21 protein-coding genes are annotated in these 21,267 nt (G+C 72.8%); 17 read left to right on the top strand and 4 right to left on the bottom strand.

The window, feature by feature from the left end; translation table 11 throughout:
- Window positions 1–120: 120 nt before the first annotated feature.
- Window positions 121–933, bottom strand: coding sequence for an IclR family transcriptional regulator (locus tag IG74_RS0100290; RefSeq protein ID WP_030667482.1), 813 nt, complete (start codon window positions 931–933; stop codon window positions 121–123).
- Between the two features lie 346 nt (window positions 934–1,279).
- Between IG74_RS0100290 and allB the strand changes: the two genes are divergently transcribed.
- The gene (allB, locus tag IG74_RS0100295) at window positions 1,280–2,617 is read left to right on the top strand and encodes an allantoinase AllB (RefSeq protein ID WP_030667499.1); all 1,338 of its coding nucleotides are present in this window, start codon (window positions 1,280–1,282) and stop codon (window positions 2,615–2,617) included.
- A 29-nt stretch (window positions 2,618–2,646) separates the two neighbouring features.
- On the top strand, window positions 2,647–3,750 hold the full coding sequence (gene alc / locus IG74_RS0100300; RefSeq protein WP_420709843.1) for an allantoicase: 1,104 nt from the start codon (window positions 2,647–2,649) through the stop codon (window positions 3,748–3,750).
- Between the two features lie 97 nt (window positions 3,751–3,847).
- Here the strand turns inward: alc and IG74_RS0100305 are convergent, their stop codons facing one another.
- The gene (locus tag IG74_RS0100305; RefSeq protein WP_030667505.1) at window positions 3,848–4,597 is read right to left on the bottom strand and encodes an SDR family NAD(P)-dependent oxidoreductase; all 750 of its coding nucleotides are present in this window, start codon (window positions 4,595–4,597) and stop codon (window positions 3,848–3,850) included.
- A 254-nt stretch (window positions 4,598–4,851) separates the two neighbouring features.
- Between IG74_RS0100305 and IG74_RS0100310 the strand changes: the two genes are divergently transcribed.
- Both IG74_RS0100310 and IG74_RS0100315 read left to right on the top strand, forming a co-directional pair.
- Window positions 4,852–5,460, top strand: a complete 609-nt coding sequence (locus IG74_RS0100310) for a dihydrofolate reductase family protein (RefSeq protein WP_030667507.1) — start codon at window positions 4,852–4,854, stop codon at window positions 5,458–5,460.
- Window positions 5,461–5,583: 123 nt separating this feature from the next.
- Window positions 5,584–6,018 carry a ribonuclease domain-containing protein gene (locus IG74_RS0100315; protein ID WP_030667509.1) on the top strand — a complete coding sequence of 145 codons (435 nt, stop codon included), beginning with the start codon at window positions 5,584–5,586 and terminating at the stop codon, window positions 6,016–6,018.
- 30 nt (window positions 6,019–6,048) lie between these two features.
- Here IG74_RS0100315 and IG74_RS0100320 read toward each other — a convergent pair whose 3' ends face one another.
- Window positions 6,049–6,258, bottom strand: coding sequence for a hypothetical protein (locus tag IG74_RS0100320; RefSeq protein ID WP_030667510.1), 210 nt, complete (start codon window positions 6,256–6,258; stop codon window positions 6,049–6,051).
- Window positions 6,259–6,538: 280 nt separating this feature from the next.
- Here IG74_RS0100320 and IG74_RS0100325 point away from each other — a divergent pair, with 280 nt between their 5' ends.
- From IG74_RS0100325 to IG74_RS0100350, 6 genes are all read left to right on the top strand, one after another.
- Window positions 6,539–7,759 carry a sensor histidine kinase gene (locus IG74_RS0100325; protein WP_030667511.1) on the top strand — a complete coding sequence of 407 codons (1,221 nt, stop codon included), beginning with the start codon at window positions 6,539–6,541 and terminating at the stop codon, window positions 7,757–7,759.
- A gap of 165 nt (window positions 7,760–7,924) precedes the next feature.
- On the top strand, window positions 7,925–9,133 hold the full coding sequence (locus IG74_RS0100330; protein WP_078868469.1) for a hypothetical protein: 1,209 nt from the start codon (window positions 7,925–7,927) through the stop codon (window positions 9,131–9,133).
- Entirely contained in the window at window positions 9,130–10,317 is a 1,188-nt protein-coding gene (locus IG74_RS0100335) for a hypothetical protein (RefSeq protein ID WP_030667513.1), read from the top strand. The genes IG74_RS0100330 and IG74_RS0100335 overlap by 4 nt, the downstream gene beginning before the upstream one ends.
- A 59-nt stretch (window positions 10,318–10,376) precedes the next feature.
- Window positions 10,377–11,045 (top strand): response regulator, encoded by a 669-nt coding sequence (locus IG74_RS0100340; protein ID WP_030667515.1) that lies wholly within the window; start codon window positions 10,377–10,379, stop codon window positions 11,043–11,045.
- 167 nt (window positions 11,046–11,212) lie between these two features.
- Entirely contained in the window at window positions 11,213–12,397 is a 1,185-nt protein-coding gene (locus IG74_RS0100345) for a cytochrome P450 family protein (protein ID WP_030667517.1), read from the top strand.
- A gap of 51 nt (window positions 12,398–12,448) precedes the next feature.
- On the top strand, window positions 12,449–12,883 hold the full coding sequence (locus IG74_RS0100350) for a PaaI family thioesterase (RefSeq protein WP_420709844.1): 435 nt from the start codon (window positions 12,449–12,451) through the stop codon (window positions 12,881–12,883).
- A gap of 70 nt (window positions 12,884–12,953) precedes the next feature.
- On the opposite strand, the gene IG74_RS0100355 is transcribed toward IG74_RS0100350, so the two are convergent.
- Window positions 12,954–13,973 carry a Gfo/Idh/MocA family oxidoreductase gene (locus tag IG74_RS0100355; RefSeq protein WP_030667524.1) on the bottom strand — a complete coding sequence of 340 codons (1,020 nt, stop codon included), beginning with the start codon at window positions 13,971–13,973 and terminating at the stop codon, window positions 12,954–12,956.
- A 141-nt stretch (window positions 13,974–14,114) separates the two neighbouring features.
- On the opposite strand from IG74_RS0100355, the gene IG74_RS0100360 reads away from it, so the two are divergent.
- The 7 genes from IG74_RS0100360 (at window position 14,115) to IG74_RS0100390 (ending at window position 21,018) form a co-directional block, all read left to right on the top strand.
- The gene (locus IG74_RS0100360; protein WP_030667527.1) at window positions 14,115–14,864 is read left to right on the top strand and encodes a GntR family transcriptional regulator; all 750 of its coding nucleotides are present in this window, start codon (window positions 14,115–14,117) and stop codon (window positions 14,862–14,864) included.
- Between the two features lie 129 nt (window positions 14,865–14,993).
- Window positions 14,994–15,992, top strand: coding sequence for a sugar ABC transporter substrate-binding protein (locus tag IG74_RS0100365; protein WP_030667530.1), 999 nt, complete (start codon window positions 14,994–14,996; stop codon window positions 15,990–15,992).
- Window positions 15,993–16,183: 191 nt separating this feature from the next.
- Entirely contained in the window at window positions 16,184–17,167 is a 984-nt protein-coding gene (locus IG74_RS0100370) for a sugar ABC transporter substrate-binding protein (protein WP_107058834.1), read from the top strand.
- Complete coding sequence (locus tag IG74_RS0100375; protein ID WP_030667535.1) at window positions 17,164–18,222, top strand: ABC transporter permease; 1,059 nt, start codon at window positions 17,164–17,166, stop codon at window positions 18,220–18,222. Before IG74_RS0100370 ends, IG74_RS0100375 begins: the two co-directional genes overlap by 4 nt.
- On the top strand, window positions 18,219–19,046 hold the full coding sequence (locus tag IG74_RS0100380) for an ATP-binding cassette domain-containing protein (RefSeq protein ID WP_030667538.1): 828 nt from the start codon (window positions 18,219–18,221) through the stop codon (window positions 19,044–19,046). Before IG74_RS0100375 ends, IG74_RS0100380 begins: the two co-directional genes overlap by 4 nt.
- A gap of 214 nt (window positions 19,047–19,260) precedes the next feature.
- The gene (locus IG74_RS0100385; protein ID WP_030667542.1) at window positions 19,261–20,418 is read left to right on the top strand and encodes an ROK family glucokinase; all 1,158 of its coding nucleotides are present in this window, start codon (window positions 19,261–19,263) and stop codon (window positions 20,416–20,418) included.
- Complete coding sequence (locus tag IG74_RS0100390) at window positions 20,419–21,018, top strand: hypothetical protein (RefSeq protein WP_030667545.1); 600 nt, start codon at window positions 20,419–20,421, stop codon at window positions 21,016–21,018. It abuts the gene before it with no gap.
- Window positions 21,019–21,267 lie beyond the last annotated feature (249 nt).

The raw sequence follows: 21,267 nt of genomic DNA on the forward strand, positions 1-21,267 counted from the left end.
GGGGCTCCGCCCCCAGACCCCCGCTTTTCGGCGCTTCGCGCCTCGTCCTCAAACGCCGGACGGGCTGGATCTTCCAGCCCCAGTGCGTGAAGGGGCGGGCCAGGGGCGCACCGCGAGGGACTACGCCGACGGGCCCGAGCTGGCCAGGGCGGTGGAGAGTTCCGTCGCGACCTGTTGGAGGACGGGGACGATGAGGCGCGTGGCCTCGTCGGTGACGCGGCCCGCGGGGCCCGAGATGGAGATCGCCGCGGCCGTGGGGGAGTCGGGGACGGAGACGGCGAGGCAGCGCACGCCGATCTCCTGTTCGTTGTCGTCGACCGCGTACCCCGCCCGGCGGACCTCTTCGAGCGCGTCGAGGAAGCCGTCCGGCGTGGTGATGGTCTTCTCCGTGGCGGCGGGCATCCCCGTGCGCGCGAGCAGCGCCCGCACCTCGTCCGGCGGCGTGTGCGCGAGCAGCGCCTTGCCCACCCCGGTGGAGTGCGGCAGGACCCGCCGCCCCACCTCGGTGAACATCCGCATGGAGTGCTTGGACGGCACCTGCGCCACGTACACGACCTCGTCGCCGTCGAGCAGCGCCATGTTCGCCGTCTCGCCGGTCTCCTCGACCAGGCGGGCGAGGTAGGGGCGCGCCCAGGTGCCGAGCAGCCGGGAGGCGGACTCGCCGAGGCGGATCAGGCGGGGGCCGAGCGCGTACCGCCGGTTGGGCTGCTGGCGGACGTACCCGCAGGCGACGAGCGTGCGCATCAGCCGGTGGATGGTCGGCAGCGGGAGCCCGCTGCTCGCGGACAGCTCGCTGAGCCCGACCTCGCCCCCGGCGTCGGCCATCCGCTCGAGCAGGTCGAAGGCGCGCTCGAGGGACTGGACGCCCCCGCTCGCGGGCGCGGGAGCGGAGGACTTCGCGGCGTCGGTGGTGCTGGCGCTGGACGTCGGCACGGCGCGTTCCTTTCGACTGGCAGGCGGTATGCAGCCTACCGGGCGCCTGCGGGGGCGTATCCGGCGCGGGCGGGCCGTCCGTGCCGGTCAGTGCGTGTTTGTCCGGTCTCCCGCGAGGCGGTCGGAGCGCCCAGGGCGGTGTGGGTTGTACGGAGCTACGTTCTGAACTACGGAATTCTACTTCCACTTTGTGGAAACGTATAGACCCTTGACTCGGCCCGCGGCGAAGTGAAAACTCCTTCAACAGAACGTTGAATTCCGCTGGCCGGAAGGCCGCCGGAACCCAGGCCCGCCGGTAGGGGCCCAGCAGGCCCCACGCGTGGGGCCCATACGGAGAGGGGTCGCGGTGTCCGACGTCGAACTGGTGCTGCGCTCGACGCGCGTCATCACCCCCGAGGGGGCGCGCGCCGCGTCCGTCGCCGTCAGCGGCGGCACGATCGTGGCAGTACGTCCCCACGACGCGCCCGTGGAGCCCGGCGCCCGCCTGGAGGACGTCGGCGACCACGCGCTGCTGCCCGGGCTCGTCGACACGCACGTGCACGTCAACGACCCCGGCCGCACCGAGTGGGAGGGCTTTTGGACGGCCACCCGCGCGGCCGCCGCCGGCGGCATCACGACGCTCGTCGACATGCCGCTCAACTCCCTGCCGCCGACGACGACCGTCGGTCACCTCCGTACGAAGCAGGACGTCGCCCGGCCCAAGGCGCACATCGACGTCGGCTTCTGGGGCGGCGCCCTGCCCGACAACGTGAAGGACCTCAGGCCCCTGCACGACGCGGGCGTCTACGGCTTCAAGTGCTTCCTCTCGCCCTCGGGCGTGGACGAGTTCCCGGAGCTCGACCACGATCAACTCGCCGCCTCCATGGGGGAGATCGCCGGGTTCGGCGGGCTGCTCATCGTGCACGCCGAGGACCCGCGCGAGCTGGCCGCCGCGCCCGCCCGCGGCGGACCCAGGTACGCGGACTACCTGGCGACCCGGCCGCGCGTCTCCGAGGACACCGCCATCGAGGGCCTCATCGCCCTGGCCCGGCGCATCGGCGCCCGCGTGCACGTCCTGCACCTGTCCTCGTCCGACGCCCTGCCGCTGATCGCCGCGGCCAGGCGCGAGGGCGTCCGGCTGACCGTCGAGACCTGTCCGCACTACCTCACGCTCACCGCCGAGGAAGTCCCCGACGGGGCGAGCGAGTTCAAGTGCTGCCCGCCCATCCGCGAGGCGGCCAATCAGGACCTGCTCTGGCAGGCGCTCGCCGACGGCACCATCGACTGCGTCGTCACCGACCACTCCCCGTCCACCGCCGACCTCAAGACGGCGGACTTCGCCACCGCCTGGGGCGGCATCTCCGGCCTCCAGCTGAGCCTGCCCGCCGTGTGGACGGCCGCCCGCGCGCGCGGCCACGGCCTGGCGGACGTGGCGCGCTGGATGTCCACCCACCCGGCGCGCCTGGTCGGCCTCGACCGCAAGGGCGCCATCGAGGCGGGCCGCGACGCCGACTTCGCGGTCCTCGCGCCCGACGAGACCTTCACCGTGGACCCCGCCCGGCTGCAGCACCGCAACCGCGTCACCGCGTACGCGGGCAAGACCCTCAGCGGCGTCGTCAAGTCCACCTGGCTGCGGGGCCAACGCATTGTGTCCGAGGGTGAGTTCACCGCCCCCTCGGGCCGACTCCTGGAAAGGAAGAACTGATCACTGTGACGGCACGGCATCAATCCCTTGTGGCCACCTTCACCGGCGACGCCAACCCCTACGGCGGCGGCGAGCCCTACGCCGACTACCGCACCGCCGACTTCCCCTTCACCCAGTACGCGAACCTCGCCGACCGGCAGCTCGGCGCCGGAGTCATCGCCGCCAACGACGAGTTCTTCGCGATGCGCGAGAACCTGCTCCTGCCGGGCGCGGCCGAGTTCGACCCCGAGCACTTCGGGCACAAGGGCAAGGTCATGGACGGCTGGGAGACCCGGCGCCGCCGCGGCGTGTCCGCCGAGCAGCCCTGGCCCACCGAGGACGACCACGACTGGGCCCTCGTCCGGCTCGGCGCGCCCGGCGTCGTCCACGGCGTCGTCGTCGACACCGCCCACTTCCGGGGCAACTACCCGCAGGCGGTGTCCATCGAGGGCACGGCCGTCGACGGGGCGCCGACACCCGAGGAGCTCCTCGCCGACGACGTCAAGTGGACCGTGCTCGTCCCGCGCACGCCCGTCGGGGGCCATGCCGCGAACGGCTTCGCCGTGGACCTGCCGCAGCGGTTCACCCACCTGCGGGTCAACCAGCACCCCGACGGGGGCATAGCCCGCCTCCGGGTCTACGGAGAGGTCGTCGCCGACCCCGACTGGCTCACCGCGCTCGGCACCTTCGACGTCGTCGCCCTGGAGAACGGCGGCCAGGTCGAGGACGCCTCCGACCGCTTCTACTCGCCCGCCACCCACACCATCCAGCCCGGGCGTTCGCGCAAGATGGACGACGGGTGGGAGACGCGGCGGCGGCGCGACCAGGGGCACGACTGGATCCGCTACCGGCTCGTGGCGCAGGCCTCCGTGCGGGCTCTGGAGATCGACACCGCGTATCTCAAGGGGAACTCGGCGGGGTGGGCCTCGGTGTCCGTGCGCGACGGTGACGAAGGGGCGTGGGTGGAGGTGCTGCCGCGCACCCGGCTGCAGCCCGACACGAACCACCGCTTCGTGCTGCCCGAGACCGCCGTCGGCACCCACGCGCGCGTGGACATCTTCCCCGACGGCGGCATCTCCCGCCTCCGCCTCTTCGGCCGCCTGACGGAAGCGGGCTCCACCGCCCTCCGCTCCCGCCACCGCGAACTGGGCTGATCCCACGCGCCGGAGGGGCTGGAATCCCTGCCGCGAGCGGCACCATCCAGCCCGTCCGGCGTTTGAGGACGAGGCGCGAAGCGCCGAAAAACGGGGGCTACGCCGCGTGGCCGCCGTCCACCGAGAGCTCCGTGCCCGTGACGTACGCCGCCTCGTCCCCGACGAGGTACGCCACCATCGACGCCACCTCCGCGGCGCTGCCGAAGCGCCCCACCGCGGTGTCGGCAGCCTGGGCCGCCGCGTACGGCCCGTCGGCCGGGTTCATGTCGGTGTCGATGGGGCCGGGGTGCACGAGGTTCGCCGTGATGCCCCGCTCGCCCAGCTCCCGCGCGAGCGCCTTGGTGAGGCCGATGAGCGCCGCCTTGCTGGTGGCGTACAGCGTCCCGCCGGGACCCGGCACCCGCTGCGCCATGCAGCTGCCGATGGACACGATGCGCCCGCCGCGCGGCAGCCGCGCGGCCGCCGCCTGGGAGGCCAGGAACGCCGCGCGGACGTTCACGGCGAGGACGCGGTCGACGTCGGCGAGGCTGAGGGACTCCAGCGGGCCGATGACGCCTGCGCCCGCGTTGTTGACCAGGATGTCGAGGCCGCCCAGGTCGTCCGCGGCCCGCTCGACGGCGCCCGCGGCGTCCCCGGCGTCGGCCCCGTCGGCCCGGATCGCGAAGCCGCGCCGCCCGGTCGCCTCGATCTTGGCGACGACCTCGCGGGCCGCGTCCTCGCCCTGTACGTAGGTGATCGCCACGTCGGCGCCCTCCTGGGCGAGCCGCAGCGCGATCGCCGCGCCGATGCCCCGGCTGCCGCCGGTGACCAGGGCCGTCTTGCCGGTGAGACCGGTGAGTGAAGACATGTCAGTACCGCGCTTTCGCATTCGTTCCGCGGCGGCCGCCGGTGGCGGCCCCGTGCTTGCGTGCTCCATCAAAGTCGCGGCCGCACCCCGGGGCTGGCGGGAATCGGACGCCGAGGCGCGGGCGGCGGAACCCTGCCGGAGAGCGATGAGTTCCGGGCGGTGCGAGGGTCGGAACAGGTGACGGGGCGCGGACGCGCCCGGCAGCCGGAAGCCACGCGGCACGAGGCAGAGGCACGACACAGAAGGCGGTCGCCATGAAGATCACGCTCACGCAGTTCCAGACCCTCGACGGCGTCATCCAGGCCCCGGGCGGGCCCGACGAGGACACCAGCGACGGCTTCGAGCACGGCGGCTGGTCCGTGCCGTACGGCGACGAGGACTTCGGCCGCTTCGTGGACGAGGTGTTCGGCCGGGTGGACGCCTTCCTCCTGGGCAGGCGCACGTACGAGATCTTCGCGGGGTACTGGCCGAAGATGACCGACCCCGCCGACCCGATCGCCTCCCGGCTCAACGCGCTGCCCAAGTACGTGGCGAGCCGCACGCTGACCCGCGCCGACTGGACGGGCACGGAGATCATCGGCCGTGACGACCTGGTGAAGGACGTCACCGCGCTCAAGGAGCGGCCTGGCCGCGAGCTCCAGCTGCACGGCAGCGCGGGTCTCGCGCAGAGCCTGCTGGCCCACGAACTGATCGACACGCTGCACCTGCTGACGTTCCCGGTGGCCCTCGGCACCGGCAAGCGCCTGTTCGCCGACGGCGGTCTGCCGACGGCGTTCCGGCACACCGGCTCCCGTACGACGTCCACGGGCGTCGTGATCAACTCGTACGACCGCGCAGGCCGTCCGGAGTACGGGAGCTACTAGTTCGCCGTGCGGGCAAGGCCGCCCGGAACGGGCGGCCGGGCCCGGTTAACTCCAGGAAAATTCCTCGGACTTACACCCCATTGTCATTGACACATCAACCTCTACGCGCGTCACACTGGCCCCATGCGAATCCCCCCACGGATCACCCGTCTCGTCAGTGTGTCCGCCCTCGCCGCCGCGTTCCTCGTCGGCGGCACCGTCACCGGCGTCGCGAACGCCGCCCCGCAGGCGGCGCCCGCCGTCGTCGGCCCCGCCGGGTACTCCGTCGCCGCGGTCGGCGACATCTGTTACTCGGACCTGCCCCCGCAGGCGCACGACACGCTCAAGCTGATAGCGAAGAACGGACCGTTCCCGTACCCGCAGGACGGCACCGTCTTCCAGAACAGGGAGGGCGTCCTGCCGAAGCAGAGCACCGGCTACTACCACGAGTACACCGTCAAGACCGCGGGCTCCTCGAACCGCGGCGCCCGGCGCATCGTCACCGGCGAGCGGAACCAGGAGGACTACTACACCGCCGACCACTACCGGTCGTTCGACCTGGTCGACCGCAGCTGCTGAGCCGCGGCCGCTGATCCGCCCCCAGGGGGCTCACCGCGCCTTGCTGCCGCTCTCCGCCGCGGCGAACAGCGCGAACGCGAGCACGACGAGCGCGATGCTCAGATAGAGCTCGTAGCCGTCGGCGAAGCCCAGGTGCTGGACCACGCCCCAACCGCCCAGCCAGCCGGTGAACTCGTGCACGAGACCGGCGACCCCCTGGACCAGCAGGACCAAACCGATCCCCTCAAGAAGCTGTTTCATGGCACAAGATCCTCGTCCCGCGGACCCCCCACGCACATCGGCCGCGGGACGAGGCCCCCTCTGTCGTACGGCCGCATCGGCCCGCGCCCGGATGCGTCCAAAGTCGCGTACGCCGTGACTTTCGTCGACGATCACCGCTGGTGGGAGGGTCCCGCCCGCTCAGTGCGTAGATTTGTCGCTTGTGAACGACAGTGCAACCACACGACCGGCCGTCGACGGGGGACGGCCGGCCGGCGTGGACCGCCAGACCGAAGCGGACCGCCCAGGAGGAACCGAGCCCGTGGTGCGCAGCACGTGGTTCCTGCCCTCGGCCGTCGCCACCGAACTGGACCCGGACCGGACGGACGGCGGCGGCAGGCGCGTCCGGCGCACCCTGCGCGACTGGGTCGTCGACTTCTGCTTCTTCCTGGTCGCCGTGGTCATCGGTCTCATCGGCGCGGACGGCGCCGCCAAGAACCAGGCGCTGTCCGAGAACATGGTCGTGCTCGACCAGCTGATCGGCGCCGCGGCCTGCGCCGCCGTGTGGCTGCGCAGGCGCTGGCCCGTCGGCCTCGCCGTGGCGATGCTGCTCGTCAGTGTCGTGTCCGACTCCGCGGGCGGCACCGCGCTCGTGGCCTACTTCACGCTCGCCGTGCACCGCCCGTTCAAGTACAGCGCGCTGATCGGCGGCCTCGCGGTGGGCATGCTCCCGCTGTTCTACTGGCTGCGGCCCGACGGCGACACGCCGTACCTGGTGTCGGTCCTGCTGACCTCGATGCTCATCGTCATCGTCTTCGCCTGGGGCATGCTCGTGCGCTCCCGGCGCCAGCTCCTGATCGCCCTGCGCGACCGGGCCAGGCGCGCCGAGAACGAGGCCGCGCTCCGGGCCGAGCAGGCCCAGCGGCTCGCCCGCGAGGCCATCGCGCGCGAGATGCACGACGTGCTCGCGCACCGCCTGACGCTGCTCAGCGTGCACGCGGGCGCCCTGGAGTTCCGGCCCGACGCCCCCCAGGCCGAGATCGCCCGCGCCGCCGGAGTCATCCGGGAGAGCGCGCACGAGGCGCTCCAGGACCTGCGCCAGGTCATCGGCGTGCTGCGCGGCGGCGAGGCGGAGGCCTCGTCCGGGCGGCCCCAGCCCACCCTCGCGGCCCTGGACACGCTCGTCGCCGAGTCCCGCGACGCGGGCATGAAGGTGGTGCTCGACCAGCGCGTGGCCGACCCCAAGGCGGTGCCCGCAGCGATCGGCCGCACCGCGTACCGCATCGCCCAGGAGGCCCTGACCAACGCCCGCAAGCACGCCCCGGGCGCCGAGGTCACCGTCACGGTCGCGGGGGCGCCCGACGAGGGCCTGACCGTCACCGTCCGCAATCCGGCGCCCCCCGGCGACGTGCCGCCCGTGCCCGGCTCCGGGCAGGGGCTCATCGGGCTCACCGAACGGGCGTCCCTCGCGGGCGGGCGGCTCGCCCACGGCGCCGGGCGCGACGGCGGCTTCGTCGTCGAGGCATGGCTGCCGTGGGGGTGAGTCCCCGGACTCCCGGGCAAGCCGCCCGGATTGCCGTGGTTTGATCCTCAACTCCCCGCTCCCCAGGGCCTGCTGAGGGGATGTGATCGCCGCCCGGCTACGATCGGCCGCTGCACAGAAGCAAAGGCCCGTGAGCAAGGGCTCGCGACCGGAGAGGTGAAGGCTGTGACGGGGGAGAGCGCGCCGGACGACACCGGCCGCCCACAAGAGGGCAAACGGTTCATACGCGTACGGCAACGCCTCGGGGCCCGGCGCGGCGCGCTCGCCGTCGGCACCGTGGCCGTGCTGCTCGCCGCGGGCCTCGGCACCTGGACCACGGACACCTGGCCCTTCGACGGCCGCGACCGCTACTGCTGGGGGGCCTGGGAGGAGGACAGCGGTCCGGGCATCCTCGGCGACGAGGCCTTCGACGGCGACGACGCCCACAGCCGCACGGCGGAGGAGACCGCGCCCACCGAGGGCAGGCCGCAGGGGCGGTGCGTGCTCGCCGTGCGCTCCGAGCACACCTTCAGCGACGGCGACAAGGGCGTCCAGGACACCCGGGTGACGGTCACGTACGGACCGGCGCCCGAGCGGGCCGCCGCCCGTCTCGCCTGGTTCACTACCTTCGTCGGCGGCCGCGCGATGCCGCTGCCCGAAGGGCTCCCCGGCGCCGTCGACGGCAGCCACGGCCTGCTGGTCCTGCCCAGGAGCTGCGACACCCGCGACGGGCGGCCGACCGCCGTCACCCTGCGGGCCGAGGAGAAGGAGCCGGGCGACGTCGTCGGCGGCACCGACCTCGGCGGTGCCGACGCGGCCGTCGAACTCCTCCTCGCCGCCGCCGACCGGGGCATGCGGGCCGCGGGCTGCGCCCCCGCGAAGCCGCTGCGCGTCACCTCACCGCTGCTCAGGCTCCCGGAGAAGGACGACTCGAGCCCGGCGGGCGCCGCCTGCCGCATCCACGGGCTCGACGTCGGATCCGGCCTCACCAAGGAGGCCGCGCTGCGGGTCGTGGCCCAGACCGGCGCGGTCACCCGGGACCGGCAGTCCTGCTCCGTACGGATCGGCCGCTCCCTGCGGCTCGGGGAGCGCGAGGACACCCGGATCTTCGACGCCCTGATGATCCGCGAGCCCCGGCTCGGCGCGCTGCTCGACGGCGTGACCGGCGACGGGCCGCCCGCGCCCGGCTGGCGCGGCACCGGCGTCTTCGCCGACGGCCACCAGGTGGTGCGCGCCCGCTGCGCGGGCCGCCCCACGACGTTCCTGATGCTCGGCTCGGCGGCGCGCGAGACCAAGGGCCACTTCACCACGTTCACCGACGCGGTGACGCGCCGCCTGGGGTGCGCGCCCCTCGCGCCGAAGGCGTCGGCCACCGCCGCGGGGGAGAACCGATGAGCGACCACAGCACGACGGCCACCGGGGACACCTCCGACATCGGGGGAGACGTGGCGGCCGCGGTCGCCACAGCGGTACCGCGCCGCCCCTGGTGGCACTGGCGCCAACTCACCCGAGGCCGCCTCCGGCCCGCGCTCGCCGCCGCCCTCGCCGGGGTGCTGCTCGGCGGCGCGGGCGTGGCCTGGCAGGCGCAGGCGGGCCCGTTCGCCGACGAACGGGCCTGCTGGGGCGCGCTCGACGAGGACGACGTGGCCGACCTCTTCCAGGGCAAGCGCGACATCGAGTCCTCCGAAGTGCCCGTCACCACCAGCAGGATCGGCTCGGAAGGGCCCTCCGGGCTGTGCCGGCTGAAGTCCCCGCGCGGCGCCCGCGTCACCGCCCGGCTGCACCAGCTCGACGTCCGCTTCGGCGGCGCGGGCGACAAGTGGGCCGACGAGTACCTGTCCGCGCGCATGACCCCCCTCGGCGGCGGCCTGCTCGGCATGGTGTCCGACACGCGCGCGTGGCTCGCGATCCCCGAAGGCTGCGTCGGCCGCCAGCGCGAGGACGACGGCCCGCTCGTCGTCGACATGGAGACCGGCTGGACGGTGTACGACGACGAGGTCGACACCGACGAGCGCGCCCGGCTCGCCCGCGCCGTGGTCAAGCTCGTCAACGACTACATGACGGACCAGGGCTGCACCCGCACCCTCGCCGACCCGACCGGCAGTCTCGGCGCCCCCGCGCGGTTCGCCGACGAGAAGCGCGACGCGATCTGCGGCATCAAGGGCCTGCGCACGCACGACGGCAAGGACGCCGACCACTACCGCCGCCCCCTGGTCACCGCGGGCGACGCCCCCGTGCGCACCTGCGACCGCGACGTCCTCTTCGGCCATCCCTCGCTGCGCCTGATGACGGTCACGGACTCCCGCGTCGCCGTGCTCTACAAGGACCTCTCCTACGACGGCGGACAGCAGCGCATCACGGCCGTCGGCGACACCCGCAGGCACGCCCGGGGACACGGCTTCCTCCGCGACGACATGGCCCTCTACCAGGCCGAGTGCCAGACCGGCGACGTCACCTTCCTGATCCGGGCCGACGACGGGGAGCGCGCCGCCGACATCCGCGCGCTCATGCCCCGTTACGTGGCGGCGGAGGCCGACCGCGCGGGCTGCGGCCCGCTGCGGATCAGGCTGCCCGGGTGACCGCGCCCCCGCCCCGCCCCCGTCCTTCGCCCGGCGCGGGGCTCGTTACGGTAGGGCCCATGAAACCGATCAGGCTCCTGCTCGTCGACGACGATCCGCTGGTCCGCGCCGGACTCTCCTTCATGCTCGGCGGCGCCGACGACATCGAGATCGTGGGCGAGGCGGGGGACGGCAGCGAAGTCGCCGCGCTGATCGGCGAGGTGCGGCCGGACGTCGTCCTCATGGACATCCGGATGCCCACGATGGACGGCCTCGCCGCCACGGAGGCCCTGCGCAAGCGCCCCGACGCCCCCGAGGTCATCGTCCTCACCACGTTCCACGCCGACGAGCAGGTGCTGCGGGCGCTGCGCGCCGGGGCCGCCGGGTTCGTCCTCAAGGACACCGCGCCCGCCGAGATCGTCGCGGCGGTACGGGCCGTGGCCGCCGGGGAGCCGGTCCTCTCGCCCTCGGTGACGCAGCAGCTGATCTCCCAGGTGACCGGGGGCGGGCCGCAGCTCGACCGCCGCCAGCGGGCCCTCGCGCGCCTCGGCGCGCTCGGCGACCGGGAGCGGGAGGTCGCCGTGGCGGTGGGCCGGGGCGCCTCCAACGCGGACATCGCCGCGGAGCTCTTCCTGAGCGTGGCCACGGTGAAGGCCCACGTCTCGCGCATCCTGACGAAGCTGGACCTCAACAACCGCGTGCAGATCGCCCTCTTGGTCCACGACGCGGATCTCCTGGACGGGGCCTGACCTGCCGCGATCGGCGACGGTGCCAGCCCCTCCGGCGTTTGAGGAGCGGGGTCTGGGGCGGAGCCCCAGTTCGGGAAGGGGCGGGCCGGGGGCGCCCCGCGAGGGAACTACCCCAGCGGCCCCGTTCGTTCGGTGAGCACCAGGTAACCCGCACGAGGGGACGCCCCATGGCAGACGAAGCCATCGACCTCGCCGCGTACGAGGACTTCACCACCAACCCCCACCGGGCCTACGCCGAGCTGAGGACCCGCGCCCCCGTCCACCGCGTCCGCTTCCCGGCCCCGGACCACGACGTCGACCACTACTTGGTGGTGGGCCACGAAGAGGCCCGCGCCGCCCTGGCCGACCCCCGCCTGACCAAGTCCACCGCGGGACACGAAGGGGTGTTACCGGACGAGGAGCTGATCGGCCCGCACCTCCTGACGGTGGACCCGCCGCACCACACCCGCCTGCGCGGCCTGATCGCCCGGGAGTTCACCACCCGCCGCGTCCAGGCGCTGCGCCCGCGGATCCAGCGGATCACGGACGGCCTCCTCGACGGGATGCTCGCCAAGGGCAGCCGCGCCGACCTGGTCGAAGCGCTCGCCTTCCCGCTGCCCATGACGGTCATCTGCGAGCTCCTCGGCGTGCCCGACCTGGACCGCGAGCGATTCCGCCAGCTGTCGAACGAGGCCACGTCACCGACGACGGAGGAGTGGGAGACCGAGGTCTTCGTCGAACTCGCCGCCTACTTGGACGACTTGATCGAGGCCAAGCGCGCCCTCCCCGGCGACGACCTGCTCAGCGCCCTGATCCGCACCCGCGCGGAGGACGGCGACCGGCTCTCCCACGAGGAGCTGCGCGGCATGGCGTACCTCCTGCTCATCGCGGGACACGAGACGACGGTCCACCTCATCACCAACACCGTCCACGCCCTGCTCACCCGCCCCGCCCACCTGGCCGCGCTGCGCGCCGACGTGAGCCTCCTGGACGGCGCGATCGAGGAAGGGCTGCGCCACGAGGGCCCGGTGGAGAACTCCACGTACCGCTTCACCACCGAGCCCACCGAGATCGGCGGCGTGCTGATCCCGGCGGGCGCCGTCGTCGTGGTCGGCCTCACCGCGGCCAACCGCGACCCGGGCAAGTACGGAGCGCCGGACGACTTCGACCTGCGCCGCGCCCCGCAGGGCCACGTGGCCTTCGGGCACGGCATCCACTTCTGCCTGGGCGCCCCGCTGGCCCGCGTCGAGGGCCGGATCGCCATCGCCTCGCTCCTGGAGCGCTGCCCGGACCTCGCCCTGGACGGCCCCGCGGCGGACTGGCGCCCAGGCATGCTGATGCGCGGCCTGCGGCGCCTCGACGTCCGCTGGTAGCGACGGGGCGGGCATGTGCAGCAGTAGTTACCGAGTGGTAGAAGTCCTTCCATGACCGACGCCATGGAACACGCCCAGGCTCTGGACCTGACCCTCGCTCAGCAGACCCTCGACGCGCAGCCGTTCAGCCGCCTCGTCCGGGCCGAGCTCACCGCGTTCGGCGACGGCGCGGCCACCCTGGAGATCCCCCTGCGCACCGAGCTGCTCCAGCAGAACGGCTTCGTGCACGGCGGCGTCCTGTCGTACGCGGCGGACAACGCCATCACGTTCGCCGCGGGCACGGCCCTCGGCCCCGCGGTCCTGACGTCCGGCTTCTCCATCCAGTACGTGCGCCCGGCCACCGGCACCCGGCTGATCGCCCGCGCCACGGTCGCCCACGCGGGCCGCCGTCAGGCCGTGGTGCGGTGCGACCTGCTGACCGTCGACGGCGAGGGCGCCGAGACGCTCTGCGCGCTCGCCCAGGGCACGGTCCGCGCGGCGGGCTGAGCCCCGGGCGAGCGCGCGACGCGCAGGGCCCCGGCCCGAGGGGGGAGGCCGGGCCGGGGCGTACCGGGGCTCAGGCCCCGGCGATCTCCGCGAGCCGCACCACCCGGCGCTCGGCCCGCGACAGCTCGCACGCCTCGGCGATGCGCAGCGCGTGCAGCGCCTCCCGGCCGTCGCAGGGGTTGGCGAGCTCGCCGCGTACGACGTCGACGAACGCGGCGAGCTCCGCCTCGTACGCCGGGGCGAAGCGCTCGAGGAAGCCCGGCCACGGCTTGTCGGGCGCGCCGGGGCCGTCCGGCTCGGCGGAGGTGAGCGGGGTGCGGGCGTGCAGGCCGACCGCGATCTGGTCGGCCTCCCCGGCCAGCTCCATGCGGACGTCGTAGCCCGCGCCGTTGCAGCGCGTCGCCGTCGCCGTGGCCAGGGTGCCGTCGTCGAGGGTGAGGAGGACGGCCGCCGTGTCGACGTCGCCCGCCTCGCGGAACATCGCGGGACCGGCGTCGGACCCCGTCGCGTACACCTCGGTGACCTCGCGCCCCGTCACCCAGCGCAGGATGTCGAAGTCGTGCACGAGGCAGTCCCGGTACAGGCCGCCGGACAGCGGCAGATACGCGGCGGGCGGCGGCGCCGGGTCCGAGGTCGTCGCCCGTACGGTGTGCAGCCGCCCGAGCCTGCCCGAGCGCACGGCCGCGCGGGCCGCCGCGTACCCGGCGTCGAAGCGGCGCTGGAACCCCAGCTGAAGGATCGTTCCGGCGGACTCGACCTCGGTGAGCGCGGCGAGCGTGCCCGGCAGATCGAGCGCGATGGGCTTCTCGCAGAACACCGGGAGCCCGGCCCGCGCGCCCCGGGCGATCAGCTGGGCGTGCGCGGACGTCGCCGCCGTGATCACCAGCGCGTCCACGCCGGACCCCGAGGCCCCGCCCGGGAACAGCGCGTCCACCGAGGGGGCCGCCGTCGCCCCGAGCCGCGCCGCGAGGTCCGCCGCCCGCGCGGCGTCCACGTCCGCGACGACGAGCGATTCCACCTCCGGACGGCGGGCGAGGGCCGCCGCGTGGAAGGTGCCGATACGTCCCGTTCCGATCAGTCCGATGCGCATGGGCCCCACCCTCGCGACGGACCCGCGCTCCTGTCAATGGTTTGTCCTGACAACAGAACTTCCGAACTTCCCGTCATCATCTCCCCGGACTACGCTCGCTCCGTGACCGAACAAGGAGCAGCCAAAGCCGCGAAACCGGCCGTGGACCCCACCGTGGCCCTGCACCTCGGCGTCGACCGCAGCAGCCCGGTCCCGCTGTACTTCCAGCTGTCCCAGCAGCTGGAGGCGGCGATCGAGCGCGGCGCCCTGACGCCCGGAAGCCTGCTCGGCAACGAGATCGAGCTCGCCGGGCGGCTCGGCCTCTCCCGGCCCACCGTCCGCCAGGCCATCCAGTCGCTCGTCGACAAGGGCCTGCTCGTGCGCCGCCGGGGCGTCGGCACCCAGGTCGTGCACAGCCAGGTCAAGCGCCCCCTCGAGCTCAGCAGCCTGTACGACGACCTGGAGGCCGCGGGCCAGCGCCCCGAGACCCGGGTCCTGCGCAACGTCGTCGAGCCCGCGTCCGCCGAGACCGCGGCCGCCCTCGGCGTGGCCGAGGGCAGCGACGTCCACCTGGTCGAGCGGCTGCGGCTCGCGCACGGCGAGCCCATGGCCCGGCTGCGCAACCACATCCCGGCCGGGCTGCTCCCCCTCGACACCGAACGCCTGGAGGCCACCGGCCTGTACCGCCTGATGCGGGCCGCGGGCATCACGCTGCACAGCGCCCGGCAGTCCGTGGGCGCCCGTGCCGCCGGGACCGAGGAGGCCGAGCTGCTCGCCGAGGAGGCGGGCGCGCCGGTGCTCACCATGCGGCGCACGACCTTCGACGACACGGGCCGCGCGGTCGAGTACGGCTCGCACATCTACCGCGCCTCGCGGTACTCCTTCGAGTTCCAGCTGCTCGTGCGCCCCTGACCTGGCCGGGCGCCACAGAAGTAAGAATGTTCTGACAAAGTCATTGACGGTGGGCCGCGCCCCCGGCTACAACTCCCTCCAGCCGCACAGGAGCGGCCGGGAGCAAGCCGGGAGAAGGGTGGCACCACCATGCGTACAGCCCGCACGGCAGCAGCCGTCACAGCGGTCGTCGCGCTCGCGGCAGGCTGCAGCAGCTCCGGCGGCAAGAGCGGCGACGACGGCGCGGACGGCGAGGGCGGTGGCTTTGGCGGGCAGGCCGCGGGCACCCCGCGCCTGAAGATCGCGATGGTCACGCACTCCGGCGAGGGCGACACGTTCTGGGACATCGTGCAGAACGGCGCCAAGGCGGCCGCGAAGAAGGACAACGTGGAGTTCCTGTACTCCAGCGACAAGGAGGGCAAGGGCCAGGCCGAGCTCGTCCAGACCGCCATCGACAAGAAGGTCGACGGGATCGTCGTGACCCTCGCCAAGCCCCAGGCCATGCGAGCCGTGCTCGGCAAGGCGAAACAGGCGGGCATCCCCGTGGTCACGATCAACTCCGGCGGCGAGTTCTCCACGCGGTTCGGCGCGCTGAGCCACATCGGGCAGGACGAGGCCGTGGCGGGCGAGGCCGTCGGCGACGAGCTGAACGAGCGCGGCAGGAAGAAGGCCCTGTGTGTGATCCACGAGCAGGGCAACGTCTCCCTGGAGCAGCGCTGCGCGGGCGTGAAGAAGACCTTCCGGGGAGCGGTCGAGAACCTGAACGTCGACGGCACCAACCAGCCCGGCGCCCAGTCCTCGATCAGCGCGAAGCTCCAGGCCACCAAGGGCATCGACGCGGTGGTCACGCTCGGCGCGCCGGTCGCGGCCGTCTCCGTTAAGGCCAAGGAGGACGCGGACAGCAAGGCCGAGATCGACACCTTCGACCTGAACGCCGAGGTCGTCCGCAGGCTCAAGGCGGGCGAGGTCGGCTTCGCCGTCGACCAGCAGCCCTACCTCCAGGGCTACCTCGCGATCGACGAACTGTGGCTCTACAAAACCAACGCGAACGTCCTCGGCGGCGGCAAACCGGTCCTGACCGGGCCCGCCGTGGTCACCGAGAAGGACGTCCCGAAGCTGGCGAAGTTCACCGCCCGCGGTACCCGATGACCATGCGGGGCGGCGGCGTGACCGATACTTGGGCGGCTGGGTCCGGTCACCGGGCCCAGCGGCACGAGAAGCACGGCAGGACGCGGCACACTTTGCACACTGCGAACACGGCGATCTCGACAGGCACTGCAAGCACGGCACAGCAAGAAGGGCACGGCGACGTGGCAAGGGTTCGGACGGGAGTACGTGCGGTGGGTGCCGTGCTGGTTGCGGTGCTCGGGGCGTCCCTCGTGGGATGCAGCAGCACCGGCGGCAAGCGCGCCGAGGACGCGCGCAAGGCGGCGCAGGCGTCGGGCAGGGCCGCGGTGGACACGCCGCGCTGGACCTTCGCGATGATCACCCACTCGGGCGACGGCGACACCTTCTGGGACATCGTCCAGAGCGGTGCCAAGCAGGCCGCCGTCAAGGACAACATCAAGTTCCTGTACTCGCACCACGACGAGGCGCAGCAGCAGGCCCAGCTCGTGGACGCGGCCATCGACAAGAAGGTCGACGGCATCATCGTCACGCTCGCCAAGCCGGACGCGATGAAGGCCGCCGTGGCCCGCGCCCGCAAGGCCGGCATCCCGGTGGTGACCGTGAACTCGGGCTCGGAGGAGTCCAAGGAGTTCGGCGCCCTGACCCACATCGGCCAGGACGAGACCATCGCGGGCGAGGCCGTCGGCGACGAGCTGAACAAGCGGGGCAAGAAGAAGGCCCTGTGCGTCCTGCACGAGCAGGGCAACGTCGGCCACGAGCAGCGCTGCGAGGGCGCCAAGAAGACCTTCAAGGGCGAGATGAAGAACCTGTACGTGGAGGGCACCAACATGCCCGACGTGCAGTCCGGTATCGAGGCCAAGCTCCAGGCCGACAAGGACATCGACGCGGTCGTCACGCTCGGCGCCCCGTTCGCCGACACCGCGGTGAAGGCGAAGGAGGGCGCGGGCAGCAAGGCCGAGATCGACACCTTCGACCTGAACGAGAAGGTCGCGGGCGGCCTGAAGTCCGGCACGCTCGGCTTCGCCGTCGACCAGCAGCCCTACCTCCAGGGCTACGAGGCCGTGGACCTGCTGTGGCTCTACAAGTACAACGCCGACGTCCTCGGCGGCGGCAAGCCGGTCCTCACCGGGCCGCAGATCGTCACCAAGGACCAGGCGGGCGAGCTCGAGGACTACGCGAAGCGGGGGACCCGATGAGCGCGACCGCACCAGCACCGCACAAGCCCGCGAAGGCGGCGGACGAGCGCCTCCTGACGACCTCCCCCCTCAAGAAGCTCCTCGGCCGCCCCGAGCTGGGCTCGGTCGTCGGCGCCGTGGCCGTCTTCCTGTTCTTCGCGATCATCGCGGACAGCTTCCTGCAGGCCAACAGCATCGCCACGGTCCTGTACGCGTCCTCCACGATCGGCATCATGGCGGTCCCGGTGGCGCTGCTCATGATCGGCGGCGAGTTCGACCTGTCGGCGGGCGTCATGGTCACGACGTCCGCGCTGATCTCGTCGATGTTCAGCTACCAGATGACCGCGAACGTCTGGGTCGGCGTCGGCGTCTCGCTGCTCGCGACCCTCGCCATCGGCGTGTTCAACGGCGTCATGCTGATCCGCACCGATCCGCCGAGCTTCATCATCACGCTCGGCACGTTCCTGATGCTGACCGGCGCGAACCTGGGCTTCACCAAGCTGATCAGCGACACCGTCTCCACCAAGTCGATCTCCGACATGGAGGGCTTCTCCTCCGCCAAGGACGTCTTCGCCTCGACGATCACCATCGGCGGCGTCGACTTCAAGATCACGATCGTCTGGTGGCTGGCGATGGTCGCGGTCGCCACCTGGATCCTGCTGCGCACCCGCGCGGGCAACTGGATCTTCGCGGTCGGCGGCGGCGAGCAGGCCGCCCGCGCGGTCGGCGTCCCCGTCGGCAGGACGAAGATCGGCCTCTACATGGGCGTCGCCTTCGGCGCCTGGGTCTCCGGCCAGCACCTGCTGTTCAACTACGACGTCGTCCAGTCGGGCGAGGGCGTCGGCAACGAGCTGATCTACATCATCGCGGCCGTCATCGGCGGCTGTCTGATCACCGGCGGCTACGGCTCGGCGGTCGGCGCCGCGGTCGGCGCGCTGATCTTCGGCATGACCAGCAAGGGCATCGTGTACGCCGAGTGGAACCCGGACTGGTTCAAGTTCTTCCTCGGAGCGATGCTGCTCCTCGCGACCCTGCTGAACGCCTGGGTCCGCAAGCGTGCGGAGGCGACGAAATGACGACCGAGGCCGCGTCCAAGGACGCCACGGCCCCCGCGGACCGTACGCCGCTCGTCGAGCTCGACGACGTCAGCAAGTACTACGGCAACATCCGCGCCCTCGAAGGGGTCTCCCTGGAGGTGCACGCGGGGGAGATCTCCTGCGTGCTCGGCGACAACGGCGCCGGCAAGTCGACGCTGATCAAGATCATCGCGGGTCTGCACCGGCACGACGCGGGCACCTTCCGCATCGAGGGCGAGGAGACCCGGCTCGCCAGCCCCCGCGAGGCCCTGGACCGCGGCATCGCCACCGTCTACCAGGACCTGGCGGTCGTCCCGCTCATGCCGGTGTGGCGGAACTTCTTCCTCGGCTCCGAGCCCACCAAGGGCACCGGCCCGTTCAAGCGCATGGACGTCGACCTCATGCGCAGGACCACGCACGCCGAGCTGCTTCGCATGGGCATCGACCTGCGTGACGTCGACCAGCCCATCGGCACCCTCTCCGGCGGCGAGCGCCAGTGCGTGGCGATCGCCCGCGCCGTCTACTTCGGCGCGAAGGTCCTCGTCCTGGACGAGCCGACGGCGGCGCTCGGCGTGAAGCAGTCCGGCGTCGTGCTGAAGTACGTCGCCGCCGCGCGCGATGCGGGCCTCGGCGTGGTCTTGATCACCCACAACCCGCACCACGCCTACCTCGTCGGCAACCGCTTCGTCCTCCTCAAGCGCGGCCGGATGTCCGGCTCCTACACGCGAGCCGACGTCACCCTCGAGGAACTGACCCGCCAGATGGCGGGCGGCTCCGAGCTGGATGACCTGCGCCATGAGCTGGAGCGAGGGAGCGCCCCGTAAGGGGCGCGGGGAACTGCGCGACCAGCCACCACGAAGCCGCAGACGCAGCTGCCGAGTACCGAGCAGACGCGTCTGCGGCTTTTCGCGCGCTGAGCGCGCAGTTCCCCGTGCCCCCCAGGGGGCTCACCCAGGGCCCGGGCGGGGAAGCCCGGGGCGGCCGCGCCCCGGGTCCCCGTTGTGCGCGCCCCCGCGAGCGTGAGGCAGAATCGGCGCGATGAGCACCTACCGCGACCTCACGCACCGCGGCTCCGCACGAGCCACCGTTCTGCGGACCGTGGGCACGCGTGAGCGCCGTTCGCACCTGACGGCCCCCCGTGTCCCCACCGTCGGCATCGACATCGGCGGCACGAAGGTGATGGCGGGCGTCGTGGACGCCGACGGCAACATCCTGGAGACCCTGCGCACCGAGACGCCGGACAAGTCCAAGAGCCCCAAGGTCGTCGAGGACACCATCGTCGAGCTGGTCCTCGACCTGTCCGACCGGCACGACGTGCACGCCGTCGGCATCGGCGCCGCGGGCTGGGTCGACGCGGACCGCAACCGCGTCCTGTTCGCCCCGCACCTGTCGTGGCGCAACGAACCCCTCCGGGACCGCATCTCCGGGCGCCTCGCGGTGCCCGTCATGGTGGACAACGACGCGAACACCGCCGCGTGGGCCGAGTGGCGCTTCGGCGCGGGCCGCGGCGAGGACCACCTCGTCATGATCACCCTGGGCACCGGCATCGGCGGCGCGATCCTGGAGGACGGCCAGGTCAAGCGCGGCAAGTTCGGGGTCGCCGGCGAGTTCGGCCATATGCAGGTCGTGCCCGGCGGCCACCGCTGCCCGTGCGGCAACCGCGGCTGCTGGGAGCAGTACAGCTCCGGCAACGCGCTCGTCCGCGAGGCCCGCGAGCTGGCCGCCGCCGACTCCCCGGTCGCGTACGGCATCATCGAGCGGGTCAAGGGCAACGTCCCCGACATCACCGGGCCGCTCATCACCGAGCTGGCCCGCGAGGGCGACGCCATGTGCGTCGAACTGCTCCAGGACATCGGCCAGTGGCTCGGCGTCGGCATCGCGAACCTCGCGGCGGCCCTCGACCCGTCCTGCTTCGTCATCGGCGGCGGCGTCAGCGCGGCCGACGACCTGCTCATCGGCCCCGCCCGCGACGCCTTCCGCCGCCACCTCACCGGGCGCGGCTACCGCCCCGAGGCCCGCATCGCCCGCGCCCAGCTCGGCCCCGAGGCCGGCATGGTCGGCGCCGCCGACCTCGCCCGCCTGGTGGCCCGCCGCTTCCGCCGCGCCAACCGCCGCCGCGTCGAGCGCTACGAGCGGTACGAGCGCTACGCGGAGGCCCGCCGCGCCAACGACCGCACCGCCCAGGGAACCCAGTAGATGACCGTCCCCCGCCAGCCCTCGCCCCCGGACCTGCCCGGCCCTCCCGGCCCCGCGGACGGGGAGGCCCGCCCCGAGGGCCGCCGCCACATGATCCGCCGCCGCTGGCTCACCGCGACGATCATCGTGCTGCTCATCGGCGTCCCCGCGGGCTACCTCCTGATCTCCGCGAACCAGTCCCGCGACAGCGGCCGCGACAAGGAGAAGAAGTACTCCGCGACCGGCCTCACCGCGGGCTGGCCCTCCAAGGTCCAGCGCCGCCTGTACGACGTGCCGGTGCCGCCGTACTCCGCGGAGGTCGCCTACTACGAGACGAACAACTGGCGCACCAGCCGGCTGTACGTCCAGTTCCTCACCAGCAACGAGGGCCTGGAGAAGTTCCTCAAGGAGACCGGCACCAGCGCGAGCAAGCTCAAGAAGGACGACATCACCATCAGCAAGCGCGACCAGAACGTCGTCGGCTGGGAGTTCACGGGCCCCGGCCCCTGGTGGGGCGTGACCCACGACCAGGACAACCCGGCGCCCACCCAGGACATCGTGGTGAGCCGCGCCAACCCGAAGCACCCGATGGTCTACGTGGTCTCCGCGACGACGCCCTAACCGATCAGGGCCCTACGGGGGCAGGGAGGTCCTACGGGGGCGGGGAGGTCCTACGGGGCAGGGAGAAAGAGGCCGTGGCGGGTTCCGCCGCGGCCTCGTAGCATGTCCCCATGATCCTCGGCCGCGGCAGCTCCGCCACCGGTGCCCACCGGGCCCGTGCGCTGCCTTCGCGCGGCTGTTGTTGATCGTCGAGCGCACCCCCGCCGAGCGACTCCCGTACGCCGTGTGACTTCCGTCCGGCGTACGCGC

This window comes from Streptomyces sp. NRRL B-1347, assembly GCF_000720325.1.
Taxonomy (GTDB): Bacteria; Actinomycetota; Actinomycetes; order Streptomycetales; family Streptomycetaceae; genus Streptomyces.

Bases quoted from the DNA above. Each gene is read 5' to 3' on its own strand.
- IG74_RS0100305 (WP_030667505.1), bottom strand. From the start codon at position 4,597: ATGTCTTCACTCACCGGTCTCACCGGCAAGACGGCCCTGGTCACCGGC.
- IG74_RS0100310 (WP_030667507.1), top strand. From the start codon at position 4,852: ATGAAGATCACGCTCACGCAGTTCCAGACCCTCGACGGCGTCATCCAG.
- IG74_RS0100315 (WP_030667509.1), top strand. From the start codon at position 5,584: ATGCGAATCCCCCCACGGATCACCCGTCTCGTCAGTGTGTCCGCCCTC.
- IG74_RS0100320 (WP_030667510.1), bottom strand. From the start codon at position 6,258: ATGAAACAGCTTCTTGAGGGGATCGGTTTGGTCCTGCTGGTCCAGGGG.
- IG74_RS0100335 (WP_030667513.1), top strand. From the start codon at position 9,130: ATGAGCGACCACAGCACGACGGCCACCGGGGACACCTCCGACATCGGG.
- IG74_RS0100340 (WP_030667515.1), top strand. From the start codon at position 10,377: ATGAAACCGATCAGGCTCCTGCTCGTCGACGACGATCCGCTGGTCCGC.
- IG74_RS0100345 (WP_030667517.1), top strand. From the start codon at position 11,213: ATGGCAGACGAAGCCATCGACCTCGCCGCGTACGAGGACTTCACCACC.
- IG74_RS0100350 (WP_420709844.1), top strand. From the start codon at position 12,449: ATGACCGACGCCATGGAACACGCCCAGGCTCTGGACCTGACCCTCGCT.
- IG74_RS0100355 (WP_030667524.1), bottom strand. From the start codon at position 13,973: ATGCGCATCGGACTGATCGGAACGGGACGTATCGGCACCTTCCACGCG.
- IG74_RS0100365 (WP_030667530.1), top strand. From the start codon at position 14,994: ATGCGTACAGCCCGCACGGCAGCAGCCGTCACAGCGGTCGTCGCGCTC.
- IG74_RS0100375 (WP_030667535.1), top strand. From the start codon at position 17,164: ATGAGCGCGACCGCACCAGCACCGCACAAGCCCGCGAAGGCGGCGGAC.
- IG74_RS0100380 (WP_030667538.1), top strand. From the start codon at position 18,219: ATGACGACCGAGGCCGCGTCCAAGGACGCCACGGCCCCCGCGGACCGT.
- IG74_RS0100385 (WP_030667542.1), top strand. From the start codon at position 19,261: ATGAGCACCTACCGCGACCTCACGCACCGCGGCTCCGCACGAGCCACC.
- IG74_RS0100390 (WP_030667545.1), top strand. From the start codon at position 20,419: ATGACCGTCCCCCGCCAGCCCTCGCCCCCGGACCTGCCCGGCCCTCCC.